The sequence below is a fragment of the Streptomyces sp. NPDC048182 genome (assembly GCF_043202555.1).
Classification (GTDB): Bacteria; Actinomycetota; Actinomycetes; order Streptomycetales; family Streptomycetaceae; genus Streptomyces.
In genome coordinates this window covers 1-24,175 of record NZ_JBIDAQ010000017.1, presented here as the reverse complement: position 1 = coordinate 24,175, position 24,175 = coordinate 1, and the positions used below count along the sequence as shown (strand labels likewise).

The 24,175-nt window shown below is 76.0% G+C and carries 12 protein-coding genes; 5 read left to right on the top strand and 7 right to left on the bottom strand.

The annotated features are described in order from the left end of the window. The first annotated feature begins 117 nt into the window (after window positions 1–117). Window positions 118–297 (top strand): hypothetical protein, encoded by a 180-nt coding sequence (locus ACGFZL_RS27505; protein ID WP_393695670.1) that lies wholly within the window; start codon window positions 118–120, stop codon window positions 295–297. Here ACGFZL_RS27505 and ACGFZL_RS27500 read toward each other — a convergent pair. Beyond that, window positions 275–3,643 (bottom strand): BTAD domain-containing putative transcriptional regulator, encoded by a 3,369-nt coding sequence (locus tag ACGFZL_RS27500; RefSeq protein WP_393695668.1) that lies wholly within the window; start codon window positions 3,641–3,643, stop codon window positions 275–277. The two genes, ACGFZL_RS27505 and ACGFZL_RS27500, sit on opposite strands and share 23 nt — an antisense overlap. A gap of 188 nt (window positions 3,644–3,831) precedes the next feature. Between ACGFZL_RS27500 and ACGFZL_RS27495 the strand changes: the two genes are divergently transcribed. Beyond that, window positions 3,832–5,082: a helix-turn-helix domain-containing protein gene (locus tag ACGFZL_RS27495; protein ID WP_393695666.1), complete on the top strand. Its 1,251-nt coding sequence runs from the start codon at window positions 3,832–3,834 to the stop codon at window positions 5,080–5,082. On the opposite strand, the gene ACGFZL_RS27490 is transcribed toward ACGFZL_RS27495, so the two are convergent. From ACGFZL_RS27490 to asnB, 6 genes are read right to left on the bottom strand one after another with little or no spacing between them, the layout of a single operon-like run. Beyond that, on the bottom strand, window positions 5,031–6,440 hold the full coding sequence (locus tag ACGFZL_RS27490; RefSeq protein WP_393695664.1) for an MFS transporter: 1,410 nt from the start codon (window positions 6,438–6,440) through the stop codon (window positions 5,031–5,033). The genes ACGFZL_RS27495 and ACGFZL_RS27490 overlap by 52 nt on opposite strands. Then, window positions 6,437–7,483, bottom strand: a complete 1,047-nt coding sequence (locus tag ACGFZL_RS27485) for a TauD/TfdA family dioxygenase (RefSeq protein ID WP_393695662.1) — start codon at window positions 7,481–7,483, stop codon at window positions 6,437–6,439. The genes ACGFZL_RS27490 and ACGFZL_RS27485 overlap by 4 nt, the downstream gene beginning before the upstream one ends. A gap of 33 nt (window positions 7,484–7,516) precedes the next feature. Further along, window positions 7,517–10,282, bottom strand: coding sequence for an amino acid adenylation domain-containing protein (locus tag ACGFZL_RS27480; RefSeq protein ID WP_393695660.1), 2,766 nt, complete (start codon window positions 10,280–10,282; stop codon window positions 7,517–7,519). After that, complete coding sequence (locus ACGFZL_RS27475) at window positions 10,279–12,147, bottom strand: AMP-binding protein (RefSeq protein ID WP_393695658.1); 1,869 nt, start codon at window positions 12,145–12,147, stop codon at window positions 10,279–10,281. The genes ACGFZL_RS27480 and ACGFZL_RS27475 overlap by 4 nt, the downstream gene beginning before the upstream one ends. Continuing rightward, window positions 12,144–12,920, bottom strand: coding sequence for an aspartate/glutamate racemase family protein (locus tag ACGFZL_RS27470; RefSeq protein ID WP_355171323.1), 777 nt, complete (start codon window positions 12,918–12,920; stop codon window positions 12,144–12,146). The genes ACGFZL_RS27475 and ACGFZL_RS27470 overlap by 4 nt, the downstream gene beginning before the upstream one ends. Further along, window positions 12,908–14,800: an asparagine synthase (glutamine-hydrolyzing) gene (gene asnB, locus ACGFZL_RS27465; protein ID WP_393695656.1), complete on the bottom strand. Its 1,893-nt coding sequence runs from the start codon at window positions 14,798–14,800 to the stop codon at window positions 12,908–12,910. The genes ACGFZL_RS27470 and asnB overlap by 13 nt, the downstream gene beginning before the upstream one ends. Before the next feature lie 298 nt (window positions 14,801–15,098). On the opposite strand from asnB, the gene ACGFZL_RS27460 reads away from it, so the two are divergent. From ACGFZL_RS27460 to ACGFZL_RS27450, 3 genes are all read left to right on the top strand, one after another. Next, window positions 15,099–16,886, top strand: a complete 1,788-nt coding sequence (locus ACGFZL_RS27460; RefSeq protein WP_393695654.1) for a carbamoyltransferase — start codon at window positions 15,099–15,101, stop codon at window positions 16,884–16,886. Beyond that, entirely contained in the window at window positions 16,876–19,527 is a 2,652-nt protein-coding gene (locus ACGFZL_RS27455) for a condensation domain-containing protein (RefSeq protein ID WP_393695652.1), read from the top strand. Before ACGFZL_RS27460 ends, ACGFZL_RS27455 begins: the two co-directional genes overlap by 11 nt. Beyond that, on the top strand, window positions 19,524–24,175 hold a 4,652-nt coding region (locus ACGFZL_RS27450), incomplete at its 3' end, for an amino acid adenylation domain-containing protein (protein ID WP_393695650.1). The genes ACGFZL_RS27455 and ACGFZL_RS27450, both read left to right, overlap by 4 nt.

Sequence of the window (24,175 nt, the reverse complement as noted above, 5' to 3'; positions counted from 1 at the left end):
GCCCGGTTCCCGGTCGGCGTCCGGCGAGCGGGAACGGCACGGGACAGCTTCGGGAACGGGCCCGGCGAACGTCGGAGCCGTCGGAAGAACAGCCCTCCACCATCCGGGAGTTCCCCCATGCAGCGCACGCCGGTCACCGCCCTTCGCCACTTCGCCGTCCTCCTGGCCGTCGCCGTCCTCGTGACGCTCGCGGCCATGGCGTCGCACGGAGCGGGCCACGGCCCCGCCGCGCCCACCCGGGTCACCGCCGACGACAAGGTCCCCACGGGCGGCATCACGGACCCGGCGACCAGCTGACCGGCTCCGGCGCCCGGCGGCGCAGCTCGGCGGGCACGCCCAGCTCCGCGAACACCTCCTCGGCGGCGGCGCGGTGCGCCGCGGCGGCGGCGGCCTCACCGAGCGCGTCGGCCGCCACCGCCATGCCCGCGCAGGCGTAGGCCTCCTCGGCCCGGAAGCCGACCGCGACGGCCGCCCGGTGGGCGGCGGTGTGCTGGCGCATCGCCTCCGCGTGCAGCCCGCGCCCGTGCAACAGGCGGCCCAGGACATTGCGCGCCTTGGCCTGGCGCAGCGGCGACCTGCTCCGCTCCACCTCCTGGCGGGCCCGCTCGGTCAGCCGGTCGGCCTCCTCGGCTGCCTCCGGCCGCCCCGCGCAGTAGCCGGCCTCCGCCGACAGGGCCAGGGCCAGGGCCATGAGTCCGGGCTCGTTGCGCTCCTCGCACAGGCCGCGCGCCTCGGCCAGGGACTCCCGCGCACCGTCCAGGTCGCGCAGGCCGATCCGGGCGAGCGCCAGGTCCGTCCGGATCGACAGCGCGCTCTCGTGCCGTCCCAGCCCGCCCAGCAGGACGACCGCGCTCTGCGCCGCCTCGGCGGCCTCCCCGTAGCGGCCCCACTGCTCGTAGAGGGTGCTCAGCGCGCTGAGGGTGTCGGCCAGGGCGCGCGGGCTCTCCAGGCGCCGCTCCAGGGCCTCCGCCCGCAGCAGGTGGTCCAAGGCCTGCGGGAAGCGGCCGCGCAGGCTCTCGCACAGCCCGAGCGTGCCCCGGGTGTGCGCCTCGGTGTGCCAGTCCTCGATCTGGAGGGCCAGGTTCATGCCCTCCGTCGCCGCCTCGATGCCCTCGGCGAAACGGCCCAGCTTCCAGCAGGCGACCCCGAGGTTGGCCAGACTCACGCTCAGCAGCGGCGCGTCACCCAGTTCGCGGGCGCAGTGCGCCGCGATCCGGGTGAACTCCGCGAACTCCTCCAGCGCGCCGACGGAGTTGAGGTAGAACGCGAAGTTGCGGCTCAGGCACACGGCGTGCCGCCACCGGCCGCCCGAGTTCGCCGAAGCGATCACGTTGGCCAGCGCGGTGTGCTCCTTCGCGAACCAGGCCCGCGCGCTCTCCGGGCGGACCAGCGCCCCCTGGCGCAGCGTCGGCAGCTCCAGGCCGGTGGGGCGGCGGCTGCGCCCGGGATACAGCACGTCGCAGGCGGCCTCCGTGGCGGCGAGGTAGTAGTCGAGCAGGCGCTGCGAGGACACCGCCTGCTCCGCCTCGGCCGCCGGGTCCCGGCACAGGCCACGTGCGTAGCTGCGCACCAGATCGTGGTAGACGTACCGGCCGGCCTCGGACTGCTGGAGCAGGTGCGCGTCGAGCAGGTGCTCCAGCTGCTCCTCGGTGCTCCGGTCGTCCTGCCCGAGGACGGCGGCCGCCGAGTGGACGTCGAACTCGGGTCCGGGGTGGAACGCGAGGGCGCGGAAGGCGCGCCGGCACTCCTCCGACAGCACCTGGTACGACAGCCGCAGCGTCGGGGCCACCCCGCGGCGCCCCGAGTTCAACTCGCTCAGCTTGTGGTTCTCGTCGCGCAGCCGCTCCACCAGGTAACCCAGCGTCCACATTCGGCGGTTGCGCAGCCGGGCCGTCGCGATGCGCAGCGCGAGCGGCATGTGGTCGCAGAGCCGGGTCAGCTCGCGGCTGGCCTCCTCCTCGGCCGCCACCCGCTCCCGGCCGAGCAGCCGGGCGACCAGTTGCAGGCTCTCGCGCGGCTCCAGCACGTCGAGGGAGAGCCAGTCGGCGCCGTCCAGTTCGACCAGCCGGGCCCGGCTGGTGACCAGGACCAGACAGCCCGGGGCGGTCGGCAGCAGACGCTCCACCATCGTCGTGTCGACGCCGATGTTGTCGAGCAGGAGCAGGACGCGGCGCCCGGCGAGGACCGAACGCCACAGCAGTTCCTTGTCGACTACGTTGTCAGGCACCCGGTCGGGGGGGACGCCGAACGAGCGCAGGAGCAGCTCCAGCGCCGCGTTGAGGGTGACCGGCTGCTCGTCCTGCGAGAAACCGCGCAGGTTGAGGTACAGCTGGCCGTCGGGGTAGGCGGCGGCCAGCAGGTGCGCGGCGTGCACCGCCAGGCAGGTCTTGCCGGTGCCGCCCATCCCGTCGATGGCGATGACCCGCGAGCCCGTCCCGTCCGGCCGGGCGGCGTCCAGGAGCCGGTCCAGCTCCTTGGTCCGGCCGACGAAGTCGGCGAGATCGAGCGGAAGCGTACGGGGCACCGGGGACGGTGCGGGGGCCGCTGCCGGTGCCGGGACCTCGGTGGTGGTGACCTCCAGCACCTGGGCCTCCGGCACGGTGACTTCCAGGACGGGGAGTGCGGGTGGGGCGACCCCTGGCGCAAGGGTTCCCGGCACCCCGGCCCCGAGTATGGCGTCGCCCCCGACTGCCGCACCCGATACGGCGATTCCCGGTACGCCCGCCTCCGGCGCGGCAGCCCCCGCTGCCCCGCCCCCGGTTCCGGCACCGCCCGCCCGGCCCGGCGGTGCCTCCGGCCGTGCGCGGGGCCGCGCGCCGTGGCCGGCCGCGTGGTCCGGGTCGTCCGGCGGTAACCGGCCCGGATCGGCGCGCTCGGCGAGGATTCTGCCGTGCAGCGCGGCGAGTTGCGGGTCGGGGTCCACGCCCAGCTCCTCGACCAGCGCCCGGCGCAGCCGCTCGTACTCGGTGAGCGCCTCCGCCCGTCTGCCCGCGCCCGACAGCGCCCGCATGAGCTGGCCGCACAGCTTCTCGCGCAGCGGGTGCCGGCCGCTGTGCTCGCGCAGCTCACCGACGAGCCCGGCGCCCTGACCGCAGGCAAGACGCAGGTCGAAGTAGTCCTCCACCACCGAGAGGTAACGTTCCTCCATGGTCCGGGCGACCGACCCGACGACGCCGTCGGTGATCCCGGCCAGAATCGGGCCGCGCCGCAGCGCGAGCGCCTCGCCCAGCAGGCCGGCGGCCTCCTCGCGGGCGCCCCGCCGGGCGGCCTCCCCGCCCTGGCGGACCAGGTCCGCGAACCGGGTCGCGTCCAGCTCGGCGTCCTTGACGATCGCGTAGCCGGGACCGTCGGTGACCAGGACCCCGGCACCGCCCGGGATGCGCCGGCGCAGCTCGCTGATGGCCTTGCGGATCTGGTGCGCGGCGGTCGCCGGCGGGTCGTCCGGCCAGGCGGCGTCCACCAGCCGGGGCACCGTGAGCAGCCGCCCCGGCTCCAGCAGGAGCACGGCGAGGACACGGCGTGAGATCGGGCCGCCGAGTTCGAGACGGCGCGCGCCGGACCAGCACTCCAGGGGACCGAGGATGCGGAAGCTCGGCGCGGGACCGGGCGCCGTGGCCGCGGACACGCCTTCAGGAGTCGCCATGAACGGCCCACCTCCAACCGGGTCTTGGGCACAGAGCCCGCATGATCCGCCCGAAGCATAGACGCGGCACCGGGCCGGCGGTACACCAGCGGGACCGGATCAGGAACCGCCCGCCGGAGGCTGTGGCCATGTCCCATCCGGTGAGCGCCGCGCCGTGCGAAGTGCTCCCTGTCCCGAGGGGGAACGCCATGACGGAGAATCTGTTGCTGCGTCTGCGGCTGCGGAGCGGCCTGACCCAGGAAGAGCTGTCGGACTCCTCCGGCATCAGTGTCCGCACGATCCGGAATTTCGAGCGCGGCGCCATTCGCCGGCCCCGCCGCAGCTCGGTGGAGATGCTGCTGGACGTCCTCGACCCGGAACTGAAGGAGCGGCTGCACACCGCCGCGGTGGACGACCTGGCCACACCGGTTGGTATGGCCACGGATTGGCTGAAAGTGCTCGGTCCCGAGCCGGGGGTGTGGCGCGGCGGTCGTCCCCCGCGCTCGTCCCTGCTCGGGCGGGACGCCGAGATCGCCGAACTGGGCCGGCGCCTGCGGGACCAGCAGGTCGTGGTGGTCACCGGCATGGGCGGGGCCGGCAAGTCCCGGGTGGCGCTGGCCGCCGCCGAGGAGGCCGGGCGCCGGCTGGACGAGGGCGTGGCGGTGGTCGGTCTGGGGCGGGTGCCGCGCGAACACGAGACGGGCCCCGGCGAGGCGCTGCGCCTGGCCGGCGAGGCCGTCGCCCGGGTCCTGGGCACCCGCCTCGCCGAGGGCGGCCCACACCGGCTCGTCGTGGTCCTGGACGACACCGAGCACCTGCCGCTGACCACGGCACGGCTGGTCGACCGGCTGCTGGCGCGCCTGCCGCGGGCCCACGTGCTGGTGACGGCCCGCCGTCCGCCCGGACTGATCGGCGCGTCCCTGTACGAGGTCGCGCCGCTGGACGGCGACACCGGGGTGGAACTGCTGCGCAGCCGGGCCGCCGACGCCTGCCCCGAACTGGACCTGTCCGGGTGCGGGGAACGGCTGGCCGCCCTGGTCGGCCTGCTGGACGGGCTGCCACGGCTCATCGAGTTCGCCGCGCGGCGGCTGCGGACGGTCTCCCTCGACCTGCTCCTGACGGACGACCGGGCACCCCGCCTGCTCGGCTGCGACGACCCGGCGGCCCCGGAGCACCAGCGCAGCGCCGGGGCCGGCCTGCGGTGGAGCCTGGACCTGCTGGACGCGTCGCACGAACGGCTGCTGCGCCGCCTGGCCCGCGGTCCCGTCGCGGGCGGCGACGTGCTGGCCGGACTCACCGACGCGGCCGACGTCGGACTCCTCGCCGATCTCGCCGACGCCTGCCTCCTCCAGGTCGACAGGGGCGAGCGGCCGGAACGCGGCGGCCACTACGGCTACCGCCCGCTGCGTCACGTACGGGCGCTGCTCGCGGACGACCCGCCGGCGGTCACGGCCCCCTGACCGGACGCCGGTCGCGCGGCGTCCTCACGCGCGGCGTCCTCGGGGGAGGCCCGGCGGGTCTCCGGACCGCTCCGCGCGCCGGCCTCCGGGCCGGGCGGTGCGGCGGGCCGGGCGCGATCCAGTTGCTTCCACTCCGGGCGCAGGAACGGCAGTACCGTCGCCCCGAAGGAGAGCGCACCCGCCCCCAGCAGGACCGGTACCAGGCCGGCCGCGCCGACCAGGACCCCGGCCAGCGCCACTCCCGCCGGGATGCCCGCCCAGGCCAGTGAGTCGCCGGTCGCCACGACCCGGCCCAGCAACGCGCGCGGGATGCGTTCGAAGATGACCGCGCTGGTGATCGGGTTGAGGAACCCCGCCCCGAACCCCCCGACCGCCACCACGACGGCCGCCCCCCACAGCGGCGCCCCCGTGGCCAGGACGACGAAGCGCGGCGCGCCCGCGAGCACGAAGCCCACCAGGAACACCCAGCGGCGCGGCAGCCGTTCGGCGATCGTGGCCGCCACCAGGCTGCCGCACACGGCGGACGCCCCGAGGACCGTGCCCAGCAGACCGACCGCCGCCGGGCCGCCGTGGCCGGAGCGCGCCCACACCGGCAGCAGCACACTGCTCCAGCCCGCCCCGAGCAGATTGCTCAGGCCGACGACGAGGAGGACGGAGAGCACCAGCGGATTGCCGCGCAGCCACCGGAAGCCGTCACCCATGCTGCGCCAGTAGCCCGGCCGCTCCGGGTCGTGTGTGTCGTCCGGCGCCGCCCCATCGGGGTCACCGCGCGGCACGAACATCGTGATCAGCACCGAACCGAGTGCGAAGGCGGCAGCGTTGACGAGGACGCCGGTCATCGGCCCGGACACCGCGATCAGCGCCCCGCCCAGGCCGGGGCCCACCGTCTGGGCGCCGTTCTCGATGACACCGCCCACGCCGGTCGCCCGCTCCAGGGCCACTCCCGAGCGCCGCGCGGCCTCCGGGATCAGGACGTCCTTGGCGAGGTCGCCGGGTCCGCGCGCCGCGCCGATCAGCGCGACCAGTGCCAGCAGCAGCCCGAAGTGCAGCAGTCCCAGGGCCGACAGCGCGGCCAGGCAGGCCGCCGACAGGGCGCTCACCACGTCGGTGCTCAGCGACACCCGGCGCGGCCCGATCCGGTCGACGAGCGGCCCGGACAGCGCCTTCACCGCCACGTACGGGGTCAGTTCGCAGAACGCCACCAGGCCCGTCAGGGCCGCGCTGTCGGTCGTGACCAGCACGAACCAGGGCAGCGCGACGGCCGACACGCGGGTGCCGGTGTTGGCCACGGCCATCGCCGCCCACACCCCGAAGATCGGCCGACGGCTGGGCCGGTCCGGAGCCGGACGCGCGCTCACGCCGGGCTCGGCCGGCACAGTTCACCGCCCCGGGTCAGCCGCTCCACCGGGTCACCGAACGCGACGGTCAGGGCGCGCGGGCCCCGGTAGGGCTCCCGGCTGTGCGCCATACGCAGGTTGTCCACGACCAGCACGTCGCCCGCGCGCCACGGCTCGCGCACGGTGTGGGCCGCGTACACGTCGTTGATCAGGTCGACTGTCACCCGGTCCAGCGGTGTGCCGTCGCCGAAGCGGGTGTTGTACGGCAGTCCGTCCGCACCGAACTCCTCCACCAGGAAGGACCGGACCCCCGGTTCCATCGTCCACTCGTTGAGGAAGGCCAGCTGGTTGAACCAGACGGGGACGCCGGTGGCCGGGTGGCGCAGTACCGCGGCCGTGCGGCGGCGTGTCGTCAGGCCGTCCTCGCCCGACCACCGCCAGTCGATGCCGTGCGCGGCGCAGTGCCGCTCCACGGCGCCCCGGTCGTCCGTCGCGAACGCCTCCCGCCAGTCCACGCCGACCATGCCGTTGTGGTGGCGGGTCAGCTCCCAGCCGGTGGCCTCGGCCCGCGCGCGCAACCACGCCGGCAGCGCGCGCAGCACGGCCGCGCCGTCCGCGAGGGCCGTGGCGCCGCCCTCGTCGGGGGCCTCCAGGCAGCAGTGCACCAGCCGCCCCGGGAACGTGGGTGCGTAGCTCGACTCGTGGTGCATGCACATCGGCTGTTCGGCGGGCCACTCGTTCGACGACCACAGAGCCGCCGCGAGCGCCCGGCGCGGCGCGAACGGCTCGTGGTCGCCGGCCGGGCGGTCGATCAGGGCCCCGCTCACGGCCGCCGCGCCGGCGTGGTCGCGTACGGGCAGGCCGCGCACGAGGACACAGCCGTGGCGCAGCACGAGCGCGTCGAGTCCGGCGCGGTGCTCCGCGACCCAGTCGGCGGGGGAGCGCCCGCCGGGCCGGGCGGTGACGACCGGGGGGCGCCCCGGGGCGAGTTCGGCGTCGACCCGCGGCCCGGCGCCGGGGGCCGGCGGGTGCGGGGCGGGGCTCGGGCGGGCGTTCAGGAGCATGGTTACCTCCGTGGGATGTCGTACGGTCCGGCCTCAGGCGGCCGGCCACGCCGGGGGCCGGGGCAGCCGCGCCCGGTCACGCTTGCCGGTACGGGTGCGCGGCAGGGCGTCGAGCAGGACGACGAGGTCGGGTACGGCGGCGGCGGGCAGCAGGGACGACAGGTGGCGGCGCAGGTCGGCGGGGGTCGCTCCGCCCTCGACGGCCGCGTAGCCGACCAGGCGCCACTCGCCCGGCCCGTAGGAGTGCGCGGCCACCGCGCCCTCGCGGACGGCGGGGAACCGTTCGAGCACGGCCTCCACCTCCTCCAGCTCGACGCGGTTGCCGCGCACCTTGACCTGGTTGTCGGCCCGCCCGGCGAAGGCCAGTTCACCGTCGGGCAGCAGCCGGCCCAGGTCGCCGGTGCGGTAGAGGGTGCCGCCGGGCCGCCACGGGTCGGGGCGGTGGGCGAGGGCCGTCTCGACGGGCCTGCGGTGGTAGGCCGTGGCGAGGAACGGGCTGCGCAGGTGGAGGTCGCCGGTCACGCCGGACGGGCAGGGGCGCAGGTGCCGGTCGAGCACGAGGACGTCCCGGCCGGGGATCGCCCGCCCGACGGGCACCGAGTCCGGGTGGTCCTCGCCGGGACTGAGCGGCCGGTGGGTGGCGAGGATGCATTCGGTGGGCCCGTACAGATTGTGCAGCCGGGGCGGGTCGGGCCAGCTGCCGTGCCACCGTGCGGCCAGGTCGGGCGGCAGGACCTCACCCGCGAGCAGGACGTGTTCCAGGGCGGTGGGCGCGGCGGCGGTCCCCGTGGCCTCGGCCTCGTCGGAGAGTGCCTCCAGGACCAGTCGCAGGAAGGCGGGGACGGTCTGCAACTGGGTGACCCGCTCCCGGCGCAGCCAGCGCAGCACGGCGAGCGGGTCGCGGCGGGCGCCCTCGGGAGGGACGCACAGAGTGGCGCCCGTGGTCAGCGCGGCGAACACCTCGGTGTAGGCCGCGTCGTAGGTGAAGGGCGCCCACTGGGCGACGCGGCTGCCCGGGCCGAGCGCGAAGGTCTCCCGCTGCCAGTCGGCGAACTGCACGAACGCGGCGTGCGCCAGCGCGATGCCCTTGGGCAGGCCCGTCGAGCCGGAGGTGTGCACCAGGCACAGCGGGGCGTCGGGGCGCGGCGGGGCGGGGTCGAACGGGACGGGGGTGCCCCCGGACGGTTCCGGCGGGCAGGGGGACACCGGCACGACCGGCAGCCCGGTCGACGGGTCGGTGCGGAGCGGGTGCTCCCCCGTCTTCTGCGGGTCCTGCCGCATGCGGGGGGTCTCGTGCTCGTCGGGGACCGCCAGCAGGCACACCGGGCCGACGTCGGCGGTGATCGTGGCGATCCGGTCGGGCGGATCGGCGGGGTTGAGGCAGACGAAGGCCGCGCCGGTCCGGGCGACCGCGACCAGTGCCGCCGCCTGGACGGCGCCGCCGGGCAGCCGGAGCGCCACGAACCGGCCGGGACCCGCGCCGGCCGCGCGCAGCCGGTGCGCGACGCGGTCGCTCCAGGCGTCCAACTCCCGGTAGGTGACGGCGTCTTCCCGACCGTCCCTGTCGTGTCGTACGGCGACGGCGTCCGGGGTGAGCGTGGCGTACCGGCGTACGTGCTGGTGGATGCCGCCCGTCGCCGGGTCGGTCGCGGGGCGCCGGGGCGCGGACGGCCGCGGGTCGGGGACGCCCGGCGGGTCGATGCCGTCGAGGAGGGCGCGGGGGTTCGCGGCGACCGCGCGCAGGACGGCCGCGAGGTGGGCGGCGAACCGGTCCCCGGACGCGACGCTCCGCCAGGCGGCGGGCCAGGTCAGGACCGCCCGCCCGGCGCCGGCGGTGAGGTCGGCGCGGCGGTGGCGCGCGGTGGGCGGGGCCGGGTCGAGGGCGGCGGTGACGCCGGGCAGATCGAGACGCGGGTCGGGGTCCTCGCCGTGGCCGAACGAGATCTGGCACACCTCCTCGACCGGGGCACCGAGCACCTCGCTCAACGCGGCCGTGGAGATCGGGTGCTGGGCCCGCGTGTCGGCGAACCCCTCCTCGACGCGGGCCACCAGCCGGTCGAAGGCCGATGCCTCGGCGGGACGCAGCCGGACGAGCAGGGGCAGGCTGTGCGGCAGGCCGGCCGGACGCCCGGGGTCGCCGGGGCGCCGGGCGGGGTCGGCCGGTACGGCGACCGCCAGGTCGTCGGTGTCCAGGTAGCGGCCCAGTACGGCGGCGAACGCGGCGAGCAGGACCGCGTCGGGCGTCGCGCCGAGCGCCCGCGCAGCCCGCCGTGCCGACTCGGCGCCGTCCTCGACGGTCCAGGTCGCGGCCGGCGGACCGCCGGCCGCGCGGGGCGGCTCGGGCGGGGTCGCCGGGGTGGGCAGGTCCTCGCGGAGGCGGCGCCAGTGGGCCGCGGCCCCGGCGGTCCCGGTCGTGTCGCCGGGGGAGGCCGGCGGGGCGGGGGACCCCTCCACCCGGCGGGTGTAGCGGTCCCCGAGCGCGGCGAGCGCCCCCGGGAGACTCCACGCGTCCACCCCGCCGGGACGCGTGAACAGGGTCAGCTCCCACGCGGACGCACCTACGTGGATGAGGTGTGCCGTCCCGCCGGGGCCCGGTGCGGCGGCCAGGTCGGTGGCGACCCGCCGTTGCCGCGCCGCGTCGAGCCGGGACAGGTCGAGGACGCGTGGAGCCGGCCCGAGTGAGGCGCCGGGCGCCTCGGCGACGGCCGCGGCGAGCGCGCCGGTGTCCAGTGCGCCGGACAGCCGGACCGTGACGAGCGGCACCGGTCGCGACCGGTCCCCGGGCGCGTCGCCGCTCATCGCCCGCCCTCCCCGGCAGCGACCACGGCCGGCACCGGCTCGGAGCCGGACGGGGCGCTTTCCGCGGCACCCTCGGACGGGGTGCGCCCGGCCGGTTCGCCCGGCACCGCCGCCTCGTTCCCGGCGGACACACTCCCCACTGCCACCGTCGCCCTCAGAGCCGTCACCGTCGCCGCCAGGCCCGCCACCGTCGGGGCCGACAGGAAGGTGCGGAGGGGGATCTCCACGCCGTGCCGGGTGCGCAGGCGGTCCAGGAGGCGGGCCGTGGCCAGGGAGTCGCCGCCGAGGCGGACGAAGTCGTCGTCGCGGCCGATGGCCGCCAGGCCCAGCAGCTCGGCCCAGATCGCCATGATGTCCCGCTCCAGGCCGTCCCGCGGCGCGCTCCCGCTCACCGGGCCCGCGCCGGGCCGGGGCAGCCGGCGCCGGTCGGCCTTGCCGTTGAGGGTGCGGGGGATCTCCGCCATGGGGACGAACACGGTGGGCACGGCGGCGGGCGTCAGCAGGCGCCGGGCGTGTGCCCGCAGGTCCGCCTCCGCGGCGTCACCGACGTGATAGGCGGCCAGGACGGTGCCTTCCTCGTGCTCCACGGCCGCGGCGACGACGTCCCGTACGTCCTCGTGGAGCCGCAGGGCGCCTTCCACCTCGCCGAGTTCGACCCGTGCGCCGTTGACCTTCACCAGGCCGTCACGCCGCCCGAGCACCTCCAGTTCGCCGTCGGCGCGGACCCGGCCCAGGTCACCGGTGCGGAAACGGCGGCCATCGGCGTCGAAGCCGCCGGGCTCGTCCCCGAGATAGCCCGGCAGCGGGAACGGCGTCTCGATCTCGATCTCACCGATGCCACCCGCCCCGAGCACCCGGAAGGACACCCCGGGCAGCGGCCGGCCCACCGGCACCGGCCGGGCGTGCGCGTCGTCCGCGGTGGTACGGCGGAAGAACTTCGTCATGGTCGTCTCGGAGGGGCCGTACAGGTTCACCAGCGCGGCACGGTCGCCGAACGACCCGCGCCACCACGCCACGTCGGCGGCGTGCAGCGGCTCGCCCGCCAGGAGGACCGCCCGCAGCGCCGGCAGCCGGTCCGCGACGTCGCGCGCGGCGCGCAGCGTGCGGAACACCGTCGGGACGCAGTGCGCGATCTCCACGCGGGCCGCCGCCAGCCACCGCGCCAGGCCGTCCCCGACCGGCGGCGTCGCTCCCGGCGGCACGCAGACGGTCCCGCCCGCGCACAGCGGCACGAACGCGTCGCGCAGGAAGGCGTCGAAACCGGGGGAGGTCAGCTGGGAGACCCGGGTGCCGGTCCCCACCCCGAACTCGGTGCGTTCCCAGTCGACGAAGTGCCGGACGGCGCGCAGGCTGCCCCGGATGCCCTTGGGCCGGCCCGTGGTGCCGGAGGTGAAGCACACGTACCCGTGGTCGGCGACGGTGGCGTCGGCCCAGCGGTCGGCCGACGCGTCGCCGGACACCACGTCCTGCGGGCACAGCGTCTCGACCGGGGCGGCGGCCGTCGCCGCGTGCCGGACGTCGTGCAGGACGTCCACGTGCGCGGCGTCGACGACCGCGGTCCCCGGTCGCAGCGCGTCGAGGATGCCGGCCAGGACGGCGGCCGGGGTGGCCACCGACACCGGGGCGAAGGTCCGCCCCGCCGCCATGCAGCCGAGCATCGCGGCGATCACCTCGACCGGGTCGGCCGACATCAGCAGCACCGGCGGCGCCGGGCTCCCACCCGTCGTCAGGCGTGCCTCGTACCCGGCGACCCGGGCCGCGAGGTCCGCGTAGCCGACCGGGCCGTCGGCCGTGTCGAGGGCGCACGCCGGGCCGAGCCGGACGACCTGCCGCGCCCAGGTGCTCAGGATGGTCGACTCGGTCATAGCACTCCGTCCCTGATCCGTCGGGCCACAAGGGCCATGGGGTCGATGCTGGGCAGGGCCGCCGACCGTCCGGCGGCCTCGATCGCCCGTGTCACCAGGTGCAGTTCGGTGCAGCCCGCGATGAACGAGGACGCTCCGTAGCGGGGCAGTGTCCGCTCCAGGAAGCGGATCGCGTCGTGCGCGTCGCCGCCGCGCTTGAGCCGGTACAGGCCCTGGTGCAGCGCGGCCTGGTCCGCCGCGTCGGGCAGCACGATCCGTTCGCGCAGCTGCGCGAACCGTTCGTGGCCGGTGAAGACCCCGCTGGCGCGGCTGCCGTCGGTGCACAGCAGCAGGTGCCGGGCGGGGCGCCGGGCCAGCTCGTCGAAGACGAGGTCGACCAGGGACACGCAGCGCGAGGTCAGCGCGGGCGGCAGCAGGCGTACGGCGTGGTGCGCGGTGACACACGCGACGACCACCCGGTGCGCGCCCGCCGCGAGGAGTTGGCCCACCGACCGCTCCAGCGCCTGCGCCACCGGGCCCAGCCGGCCGCCGTTGATGGCCAGGGTGCGGTCCGCGACGGCCGGGTCGGACCACAGCAGCACGCGCGGGGCCCGCTGCTCGACGGGCGGGGGGTCCAACCGGTAGATGGTGGACAGCAGTTCGGCCGAGGCCAGCGGGCCCATCCCGCCGATCACCCCGACCAGCGGCAGGGTCTTGGTGTCGGCGGGCGCGGCGGGCTCGGTGGCCGGGCGGGGGCGCGGCCCGGCCTGCGCGGGGTGCGTCATCCCAGGCATGGCAGCTCGAACTCCTCGACGAACAGGGCGAAGGTGGCGGCGACCATCAGGTAGTCGGTGTCCAGGTGCGGATGGACCTGGCGGGCCCCGGAGCGTTGCCGCTCCACGAGGGCGCTGACCGTGGCCGGGTCGAAGTAGCCCTGCCGGCGGACCACCGACGGGGAGAGCAGTTCGGCGAACCAGTCGCTGCCCAGCAGGTCGGTACTGGTGTGCCCGCGGAAGCCGAACTTCTGGCGGCGCAGCACCTCCGGCGGCACCAGGCCGTCGGCGGCGCGGTGCAGCACCGCCTTCTCCCGGCCCCCGCGCACCATCAGCGACGGCGGGATACGGGTCGCGTACTCGACGACGTCCCGGGCCAGGAACGGGAAGCGCATCTCGACGGAGTTGGCCAGCGCCATCCGGTCGCCGTGATCGCCCAGCAGGTGGTCCGAGAGGCGGAGCCGGAAGTCCAGGTAGGAGCGCTGGTGCAGGGGGTGGCGGCCCGTCAGGCGGGCCGGGTCGACCAGGGCCTGCGCGGTGACGGCGAAGGTGTCGAGGCCCGCCGCCAGGTCGGGGGCGTACAGCGGCCTGCGCCGTTCCAGGGCGGCCACCTGGTCCTGCTCGTAGCGCAGGTCCAGGCCGAACATGCGGTGGTTGGCCTCCCGTTCCAGCTGCTCCTCCAGCAGGCCGGACGGGGACCCGCCGCCGGCGGGCGGCCCGCCCGCGTCGAAGCGGTAGCCGGGGTAGCCGCCGAACAGCTCGTCGGCGCCCTCGCCGCTCAGGACGGCCCGCGTCCCGCTCGCCCGCACCCGGCGCGACAGCAGGTAGGAGCACACGTTGTAGGACTCGCGGACCGGGGTCTCGGCGTGCCGCACCATGGTGCGCAGGGTGTCGGCCGCGATCCGCTCGTCCAGGCGCACCTCGTGGTGGCGGGTGCCGAGCTTGCCGGCCACCAGCCGCTGGTGCCCGGCCTCGTCGAAGGCGCCGCCGGGGAAGGTCACGGAGTAGCTGGGCCAGGCGTGCTCGGGGCGGGCCCCGGCCATCAGGCCCCCGATCAGGCTGGAGTCCAGGCCGCCGCTCAGGTAGAACCCGACGGGCAGGTCGGAGTCGAGCCGCGCCTCGACCGACTCCTCCAGGAGCCGGCGCACCTGCCCGGCGTGGTGGTCGAGGGCGATCCCGTCATCGTCGGTGCCGGCGTCGGCGGCGTGGTCGAGGTCCGCCGCCATCGGGTAGTCCAGGTCCCAGTACCGCCGCGTGGTGACCCCGGACGGGTCGACGGTGATCAGCTCGCCCGGCGCCACGGACGCGATGCCCTCGAACAGGGTGCGCGGGCTGACCAGGCCGGGCAGCGACAGCACCTGGTCCAGGCCGCCCAGGTCCACCCGGCGCGCCACCCCCGGGTAGCGCAGCAGGCCCTTGATCTCCGAGGCGAACACCAGATGCCCGTCGGCCCGGGTGTGGAACAGCGGGATGACACCGCAGCGGTCGCGGCACAGCAGCAGCCGCCGCTCGTGCCGGTCGTACAGGGCGAACGCGAACTGCCCGTCGAGGTGGTCGACCAGGTCCGGTCCGTACTCCTCGTACAGGTGGACCAGGACCTCGGTGTCGCAGCGCGACCGGAACCGGTGGCCCGCGCGCCGCAACCGGTCACGCAGCGCACGGTGGTTGAAGATCTCGCCGTTGCACACCGAGACCACGGAGCCGTCCGCGTTGGTGTGCGGCTGCCGGCCGCCCTCCGGGTCGATCAGGGCGAGCCGCCGGAAGCCCAGGGCCACCGGCCCGTCGGCGAACGAACCCGCGGAGTCGGGCCCGCGGTGGGCCAGCTCGGCCGCCATCGCGGCCACATGGCCGGGGTGCGGGGCGGCCCCGTCGAGCGCGAACGCGCCTGCAATTCCGCACATGTGAAAAGTCCTCGCATTTGTTCGCCGATATTTCCGTGGCATTCCCGAAGGCTGATTAGTCCGGCATTCATCACGCGTCGGCAGCGATCCGCGGCCAGCCTAGGATTCACCGCCGGAATAGGTCAACGACAGGGCCTGGTCCGAAAGTCCAGTCTTCTTCCTGTACGAAGGTCGAGGTCGGAAGTTATTCCTGCGGCGGGGGGAATACGGCGTCGCACCGCCTAGTGTCGGGGGGCGTAGACGACCTGCCGACGACCGCGAAAGTGGACACGAGATGCGAATCCTTGGCTACAGCGGAATGCACAACGGAACGGATTTCAAGCGGCGGGCCCTCCCCGGCGCGGACCCGCGGATCCACCGCTTCGCGCAGGGCTACGAGTCGGCCGCGGCCCTCGTGGTGGACGGCGAGATCATCGCGGCCGCTGCGGAGGAACGGTTCACCGGGGAGAAGACCACGGGCGCCTTTCCCGTGAACGCGATCCGGTACTGCCTGGCCGAGGGCGGCCTGAAGCTCGACGACATCGACCGGCTGGCGCACGGCTTCGCCTACGGCCCGCCGGCCGGGCTCCCGGCGGACGGCGCGGACAGCACGGGCGGCCTCGCCGCGGAGCGCCACCGTCTGGTGCACTCCCGGCAGGCGCAGCTGGGCTGGGCGCGGGAGTTCCTGCCGGGCCGGTCCTGGGACGACGCCTTCACCCCCGTCCCGCACCACCTGGCCCACGCCGCCAGCGCCTTCTACCCGAGCGGCTTCGACCGGTCCCTCGTCGTCGTCAACGACGGCATGGGCGAGACCGAGAGCCTGAGCGTCTTCCTCGGCACCGGCGACCGCCTCGAACCCGTCTCCACCGTGCCCGCCATGCACTCCGTCGGCATCCTCTACGCGCTGCTCACCCACCACCTCGGCTTCGTGCCGTTCATGGACGAGTACAAGGTGATGGGCCTGGCCCCCTTCGGCGACCCGCGGCGCTACTACGACACCTTCGCCGAATTCGTCCAGCCGCGCGAGCACGGCGCCTACAGCGTGCCGCTGCTGGCCCGCGACCGCACCGCCGAGGAGCACGAGACCCACGCGGGCGCCCTGCGGGAGCTGGCCGAGCGCCTCGGCCCGGCCCGCGAGCCGGGCACCGAGGTGCGCCGCGAGCACATCGACATCGCCGCCGCGCTCCAGGCGACCATCGAGAACACCCTGCTGCACGTGCTGCGCGACGCCCGCGAGCGGACCGGCGAGAGCCGCCTGTGCCTGGCCGGCGGTGTCGCGCTGAACTGCTCGGCCAACGGACTGGTCACCCGCACCCGCCTGTTCGACGACGTCTTCGTGCAGCCCGCCGCCGCCGACGACGGCAGCGCGCTGGGCGCCGCCCTCCAGGCCGACGCGACGGCCGCCGCCAAGGCCGGCCGCATGAGCATGCCCTACTGGGGGCCCGGCTTCACCGACGAGGAACTGGCCGCGGCCGCCGGCACCCCCGCCGGCTGCGTCGTCGAGCACGTCGGCACCGACGCCGACGCGGAAGAGGCCGACCGCCGACTCGCCGACCACGTGGCCGGACTGCTGGAGGAGGGCCGCATCGTCGCCTGGTTCCAGGGGCGCATGGAGTTCGGCCCGCGCGCCCTGGGCCACCGCAGCATCCTCGCCGACCCCCGCCAGGAGAACATGCGGGACCGGATCAACGCCGTGGTCAAGGAACGCGAGAGCTTCCGCCCCTTCGCCCCCGCCGTACGCGCCGAGGACGCCGCCGACTACTTCGACATCGAGCCCGGCACCGAGGACCGCTACGCCCACATGCTCTTCGTCACCAGCACCCGCGCCGAGCACCGCGCCGGACTGGGGGCCGTCACCCACGTCGACGGCACCGCCCGCGTGCAGACCGTACGGGCCGGCGCCAACCGCCGCTTCTGGGAGCTGATCGGCGCGTTCGGGCGGCGCACCGGGACGCCCGTCGTCCTCAACACCTCCTTCAACCTCAAGGCGCAGCCCGTCATCGCCACCCCGCAGGAGGCCCTGCGCACCTTCCTGCGCTCCAACCTGGACGTGCTCGTCCTGGGCCGCACGGTGATCCGGAAGGAGACGACCGACGATGCCCGCTGACTCCGCGCGCCGCACCCGGGTGAGCCTGCCCTGCGACCGGCCCCGGCCGCCGGTGCCCCAGTACCTGCGCGAGACGACCGGCGGGGAGGCGCCCGAGCCCGGCCTGCTCGCCAAGACCGCCGCGCAGAACGGTGCCTCGCCCACCGCCGTCGCCGTAGCCGCGGTCGCCGCCGTCCTCGCCGAGCGGGGCCGCGTGCCCCGCGTCCCGCTCGTCGTCGCCGACCCGGAGGCCGGCCCCGAGCCGCGCGGCGCGTGCGTCGACGTGGCGCAGCCCCTCGCCGCCGTCGTCACCCTGGCCGGCGTCGACGCCGAACTGGCCGCGGCGAGTGCGCCCGGACAGGACGCGGGTGTCGCCGTCGTCGTGCTGACCGAGCCCGGCGCCACACCCCCGCCCGGTCTCGCCCGCGACCTCGCCGACCGCGACCTCGTGCTCACCCTCACCCCCGACGGGCCCACCCACTGCGCCTTCGACCGCGACCTGTACGACACCGCCACCGTCGAGACCTTCCGCACCGACGTCGCCGGGGTCCTGCGCCGCCTCCTGGACCGCCCCGACCTGCCCCTGGCCGACGACCCCGCCGCCCTCGCCGACGCCATGGCGCCGCAGCGGGAGGAGGCGTCCGACGCCACCGCGCCCGCCGCGGCGCCGCCGCGCACCCCGACCGAGACGCTCCTGGCCGGCATCTGGGCCGAGGTGCTCGGCACCCGCCCCGACCACATCGACGCCGGCGCCGACTTCTTCGCCCTCGGCGGCCACTCCCTGCTCGCGGCCCGGGTCGCCATGCGCACGGGCCGGGCCCGCGACGTCGAGATCACCGTCGAGGACGTGTTCGCCCACCCCCGCCTCGCCGAACTCGCCCGATTCGTCGACGACGGCGCCCGCCCGGCCCCCGCCCCCGCGATACCGCCCGCCCCGCGCGACACCGACCAGCCGCTGGCCCCCAGCCAGAGCGGCATCTGGTACGCCGAACAGGCCGCGCCCGGCACCTCCCGCTACCACGTGCCGATCGCCTGGGAGCTGACCGGCCCCCTCGACCCCGACGCGCTGCGCGACGCCCTCGGCGCGGTGATCCGCCGCCACGAACCGCTGCGCACCGCCGTACTGGCCCCGGGAGACGGCGCCGACGGCCCCCGCCAGCGGGTCCTGCCCCCCGGCCCGGTCCCGCTGACCACGCACGACCTGACCGGCACCCCGGCCGACGCCCGGGACGCCGAGCTGACCGGCATCGTCACGCGGGCCGCGGCCACCCCCTTCGACCTCACCGCCGCGCCCCTGCGCGCCGTCCTCGCCACCACCGCGCCCGACCGGCACGTCCTCGTGCTCGTCGTCCACCACCTGGTGTGCGACCAGTGGTCCCTGGCCCGGGTCGTGGGGGACCTGTGCGCCGCCTACCGCGACCCCGCCGCCGTACCGGCCGCGCCCGCCCCGCGATTCGCCGACTGGGTGCACTGGCAGGGCGACCGCCTCGCCGGACGGCTGCCCGAGCTGACCTCCTACTGGGCCGAGCGCAACGCAACCGCCCCCAGCCCGCCCCTGCCCGGTGCCCGCCCCCGGGACGTGGACCACGGCCCGCGGCGCACCGCCGGCACCCTCCGCTTCGACCTGCCCGCCGACCTCGTCGCGGCGCTGCGCGCCGCCGGCCAGGAGTGCGGCACCACCCTGTTCACCACCCTGTACAGCGGCTTCCTCGCCCTGCTGCACCGCTGCGGCGGTGCCCGCGACCTCGCGATCGGCACCTCCGTCGCCGGCCGCGACCATCCGGCGCTGGAGGACCTGGTCGGCTCCTTCGTCAACATGGTGCTGCTGCGCACCGGCATCGAGCCCGGCGACCGCTTCCGCGACCTGGCCCGGCGCGCCCGCACCACCGTCCTGGACGCCTACAGCCACCAGGACTACCCGTTGCAGGAGGCGCTGCGCCGCCGCCGCGAGCACGGCACCCCCGGCCCCTCCCCGCTCAACTCCGTCGTCTTCGAACTGCTGAGCGTCGACGCGGTGGAACTCGACCTGCCGGGCGTAAGCGCCCGCGAACTGCCGGTGCGGGCCGGGCACGCCAAGTACGACCTGCTGGTCACCCTCCAGTACGACGGCGAGGACCTGTACGGCGTCGTCGAGTACGACACCGGGCTCCTCGACGGCCCGGCCGCCGAACGGCTCGCCGCCGACTACCTGGACGTGCTGCGTGCGGTCGCCGCCGACCCGGACCGCCCGGTCGGCACCCTGCCCGCCCCGGCCCCCGACGCGCGCACCGCCCCCGGCCCGCCCGAGCCGGAGGCGGCCGGGGCCGACGCGCACCCCTCCGCTCTCCAGGCCGTCGTGGCCCGCGTCTGGGCCGAGGAACTGGGCCGCGACCGGGTCGGCGTGCACGACAACTTCTTCGACCTGGGCGGCTACTCCCTGTCCGCCACCCGGGTCCTGGCCCGGCTGCGCGCCATGTTCGCGGTCCGTGTGCCCCTGCGCGTGATGCTCGGCGAGGGCACCGTCGCCGCCCTGGCCGAGCACATCGAGGCCCATGTCTCGGGCGCCGGCGAGGACGCGAGCAGCCTGCGCCGCGCGGTCCGGGTGGCCCGCATCATGCAGGCCGACGACGAGAACCGCGCCGAGGCCGGCCGGGCCGTACGACACGAAGGACTCCCGTCATGACGATCACCGGACCCGCCCCGTCGCAGCCGACGGACCAGCCGCAGCGGCCGGAGGCCACGCCGCTGAGCGCCGCGCAGCGGGCCGTCTGGCTCGCCCAGCAGATCGACCGGGAACCGGCCCTGTACAACGTGCCGTTCGGGTTGCGGATCACCGGTCCGCTCTCCAGGACCGCCCTGCGCCACGCCCTCGACGCCCTGACCCGGCGCCACGCCGGGCTCGCCGCCACCGTCCACGCCGTCGACGGCGAACCGCTGCGCGCGCCCGTCCCCGCGGCCCGCGTCCCGCTCACCGTGCGGCCGGTGCGCGACGAGGAGGAGGCCCGCGCCGCGTCGGCCGCCGAGACGACGGCCCCCTTCGACCTCACCCGCGAACTCCCGCTGCGCGCCCTGCTGCTGCGGCTCGCGGACGACGACCACATCCTCCAGTTCACCGCCCACCACCTCGCCGTCGACGGCTGGTCGGTGGGGGTGCTGGTCGAGGACCTCGCCGAGGAGTACACCCGCCACCTCGACGCGGACACCTGCCCCGACACCGGCATCGCGTACGACAGCACCACGGCACCCGCGCCCCCGGTGCGCGTCCGCCCGGCCGAGGAGGACGCGGAGGACCTCGACTTCTGGACGCGGGCCCTCAGCGGGGCCCCCGAGGGCGTCACCCTGCCGTCCCCGCTGCCCCGCCCCGCCGCGCCCACCTCCCGGGGCGCCACCGCCGTCCACGTCGTCCCCGCCGAACTGGTCGCGCGCATACGAGACTTCGGGCGCCGGCAGCGGGTCGGCGCCGCCACGACCCTGCTGGCCGGTCTCGCCGTGCTGCTGCACCGCCACACCGAACGCGACGACCTCGTCCTGGGCGCCTCGCTGGCCGGACGCGACGACCCGGCGACCGAACGCCTGGTGACCTGCCTGGTCAGGACCGTGCCGCTGCGCCTGGCCGTACCGCCCACCGCCGCCTTCGCCACCGTCCTCGACGGTGTGCGCGACGCCTTCGCGGACGCCATGGACCACCAGGACGTCCCGCTCGACCGGCTCGGCCGCCGGCTGCGCCCCGACAGCGCCGGCGAGCGCTCCCCGTTCTTCCGCGTCGTCTTCGGCTACGAGCGCGAGGAAGCGGCCCCCGCCCTGCCGGGTGTGGACCTGCGCCGCCTCGCGCTGAGCACGCCGACCGCCAAGTTCGACCTGACCTGGAACGTCGTCGACGACGGCACCGGCCTGCGCGTCGAGGCCGAGTACCGCACCGACCTGTACGGCGCCGAGGACGTCCGGCAGCTGTTCGACCAGTGGGTGCGGCTGCTCGACGGCTGCACCACCGCCCCCGACACCCCGGTCGGCCTCGCCACCCTGCTCCCGCCCGCCGAGCGCCGGGAGCTCCCGGCCCCGGCGCCCTCCGCCTGCGTCCCGGACCTGTTCGGTGTGCGGGTGGGTGGGTGTGGTGGTGCGGTGGCGGTGGTGGACGGTGCGGGTGTGTCGGTGTCGTATGCGGAGTTGGATGTGTGGGCGGGGGTGGTGGCGGGGCGGTTGCGGGCGTCGGGTGTGGGGCGTGGTGACCGGGTGGGGCTGTGTCTGGGGCGTGGTGCGGGCATGGTGGCGGCGGTGCTGGGGGTGTGGCGGGCGGGGGCGGCGTATGTGCCGGTCGATCCGTCGTATCCGTCGGACCGGGTGGAGTTCGTGCTGCGGGACGCGGGTGTGCGGGTGGTGCTCGGTGACGCGGGTGCTCTTGCGGGCCTGCCCGCGGGGGACTGGGCGTGTGTGGAGCTGGGGGACCGGCCCGAGGCGGCGGGGGAGGTGCCGGCGGCGGTGTCTCCGGCGCCGGAGGATCTCGCGTACGTCATCTACACGTCCGGTTCCACCGGCACCCCCAAGGGCGTCGAGGTCACCCACGGCAACCTCGCCGCGCTGGTCGAGGCGGGACGCCGCACCGTCGAGCCCGGCCCCGACGACGTGTGGACCCTGTTCCACTCCTTCGCCTTCGACTTCTCCGTCTGGGAGATGTGGGGCGCCCTCGCCTTCGGCGGGCGGCTGGTCGTCGTCGACGACGCCACCGTCCGCGACCCCGGCGCCTTCGCCGACCTGCTGGTCGCGCAGCGCGTCACCGTCCTGTCCCAGACGCCGTCGGCCTTCCGCCAGCTCGTCGCGGAGGACACCGCCCGCCCCCGCGACGGACTCGCCCTGCGGCTGGTCGTGTTCGGCGGCGAGGCCCTGGACACCGCCGCCGTCCGCGCCTGGCACCGCCGGCACCCGGCCGGCACCCCGCTCCTGGTCAACATGTTCGGCACCACCGAGACCACCGTGCACGTGACCTGCGTGTCGCTGACCGACCAGGCCCTGGCGCAGACCGGCAGCCCGATCGGGCACGCCATCCCCGGCTGGGACGTCCACGTGCTCGACCGGTTCGGCAACCCCGTCCCGCCGGGCGTCACCGGCGAACTCTGCGTCGGCGGGACCGGCGTCGCCCGCGGCTACCTCGGCCGCCCCGGCCTCACGGCCGACCGCTTCGTACCCGACCCCCACGGCGTCCCCGGCGCCCGCCTCTACCGCACCGGCGACCTGGCCCGGCAGCTGCCGAACGGGGTCCTCGAGTACCTGGGCCGCGCCGACCAGCAGGTCAAGGTGCGCGGTTTCCGCATCGAACCGGGCGAGGTGGAGGCCCGCCTCGCCGAGCACCCGGGCATCGCCGCCTGCGCGGTGGCCGCCGTCGGGGAGGGCGACGAACGCCGCCTGGCCGCCTTCGTGGTCCCGGCGCCCGCCGCCCCCGCCGCGCCCGCCGACGAGCTGCGCGGCTGGCTCGCCGCCCGCCTGCCCGCCTACCTGGTCCCCGCCCTGTTCGTGCCCCTGCAGACCCTCCCGACGACCCCCAGCGGCAAGACCGACCGCGGCGCCCTGCCCGCGCTCGCCGGGAAGGAACGGGCGGCCGCCGGACCCGGCCACCGTCCGCCGGCCACCGCGACCGAACGCGCCCTGGCCCGGATCTGGGCCGACGTCCTGCACGTGGACCGGGTCGGCCTCGACGACGACTTCTTCGACCTCGGCGGCGACTCCATCCGGGCCGTGCGCATCAGCGGCGCCGCCCGCGACGCCGGCCTGCCCGTCTCCATCCCCGACCTCTACGCGTGCCGCACCGTCGGCGCCCTCGCCCACCGGGCCGCGACCAGCCCCGACGGGCCGGGCCGCGACGAGTCGCCCGCCCGCTCCGCGCCGTTCTCGCTGCTGCCGCCCGGAGCTGCGGCGCAGTACGGGGACACGGTCGCGGACGCCTACCCGATGACCGCCCTCCAGCTCGGCATGGTCTACCACATGGCCTCCGACCCCGAGCGCCTGCCGTACCACAACGCGGCCGGATACCGGGTGCCGCTCCGCTTCGACGAGGACCACTTCCGCCGTGCCCTGCGCGCCGTCGTCGCCCGCCACCCCGTCCTGCGCACCGGCCTCGACCCGACGGCCTCCCCCGAACCGTCGCAGATCGTGCACCGGTCGGTGGAACCGGTGCTCGCCGTCAGCGACCTGCGCGGCCTGCCGGCGGCCGAGCAGGAGGAGCGGATCGACCGGGCGGTCGCGACCGAGCGCCGTACCCCCTTCGACCTGCTCGCGCCGCCGCTGCTGCGCTTCGCCGTCCACGTCCAGGACGACGACACGTTCCACTGGACGGTCGTCGAGCACCACGCGATCCTCGACGGCTGGAGCCTGTGGTCGACGCTCTCCGAGATCCTCGCCCACTACCTGGCCCTCCTCGACGGGCGCGAGCCCGCCGCCGAGCCGCCCCCGGCCTCCCTCTTCCGCGACTTCGTGGCCGAGGAGCGCCGGGCCGTCGACTCCGCACCCGCCGCCCGCTTCTGGGGAGCGGCCCTCGACGGCTACGAGCCGCTCGTCCTGCCCGCCCCGCCGCGCCCCGTCGCCGGCACGGGCCGGCGCGACGCGCACGTCCCCGCGGAGCTGGTCGCCCGCGTCGAGTCCCTCGCCCGTCGCCTGGGCGTCCCCGACAAGACCGTCTACCTCGCCGCCCACCTGCGGGTCCTGGCCGCGCTGACCGGCCGGACGGACGTGTGCTGCGGTGTCACGCTCAACGGCCGCCTGGAGGAGACCGGGGCCACGGAGGTGCGGGGCCTGTTCCTCAACACCGTCCCGCTGCGGATGCGTGCGGACGCCGCGTCCGGCGAGGACCTGATCGCCCGGGTCTTCGACGCCGAGCGCGCCCTCCTGCCGCACCGCAGGACCCCACTGACCCGCGTCCAGCGGATCGCCGGGAAGCAGGACCTGTTCGCGACGAACTTCGTCTACAACAACTTCCACGTGGCCCGCGAGACCCTCGGCGCCGACGGGGCCGGGCTGCTCGGCGGCCTCGGCGACCTCACCGCCGCCCGGCGCGAGGAACCCGCCGACGTGCCCCTCACTCTGACCATCTTCAAGAACCCCCTGGCCGGAGGCGTCCAGCTCTGCATGGACTACGACACCGAGCACCTCGCGGGCGAGCAGGCCGACACCGTCGCCGCCGCCCACCTGCGCGAACTCGCCGCCCTCACCGGCACCGACCCGGACACCCCGCACCGCGACCGCTTCCTCGACCTGTTCGGTGTGCGGGTGGGTGGGTGTGGTGGTGCGGTGGCGGTGGTGGACGGTGCGGGTGTGTCGGTGTCGTATGCGGAGTTGGATGTGTG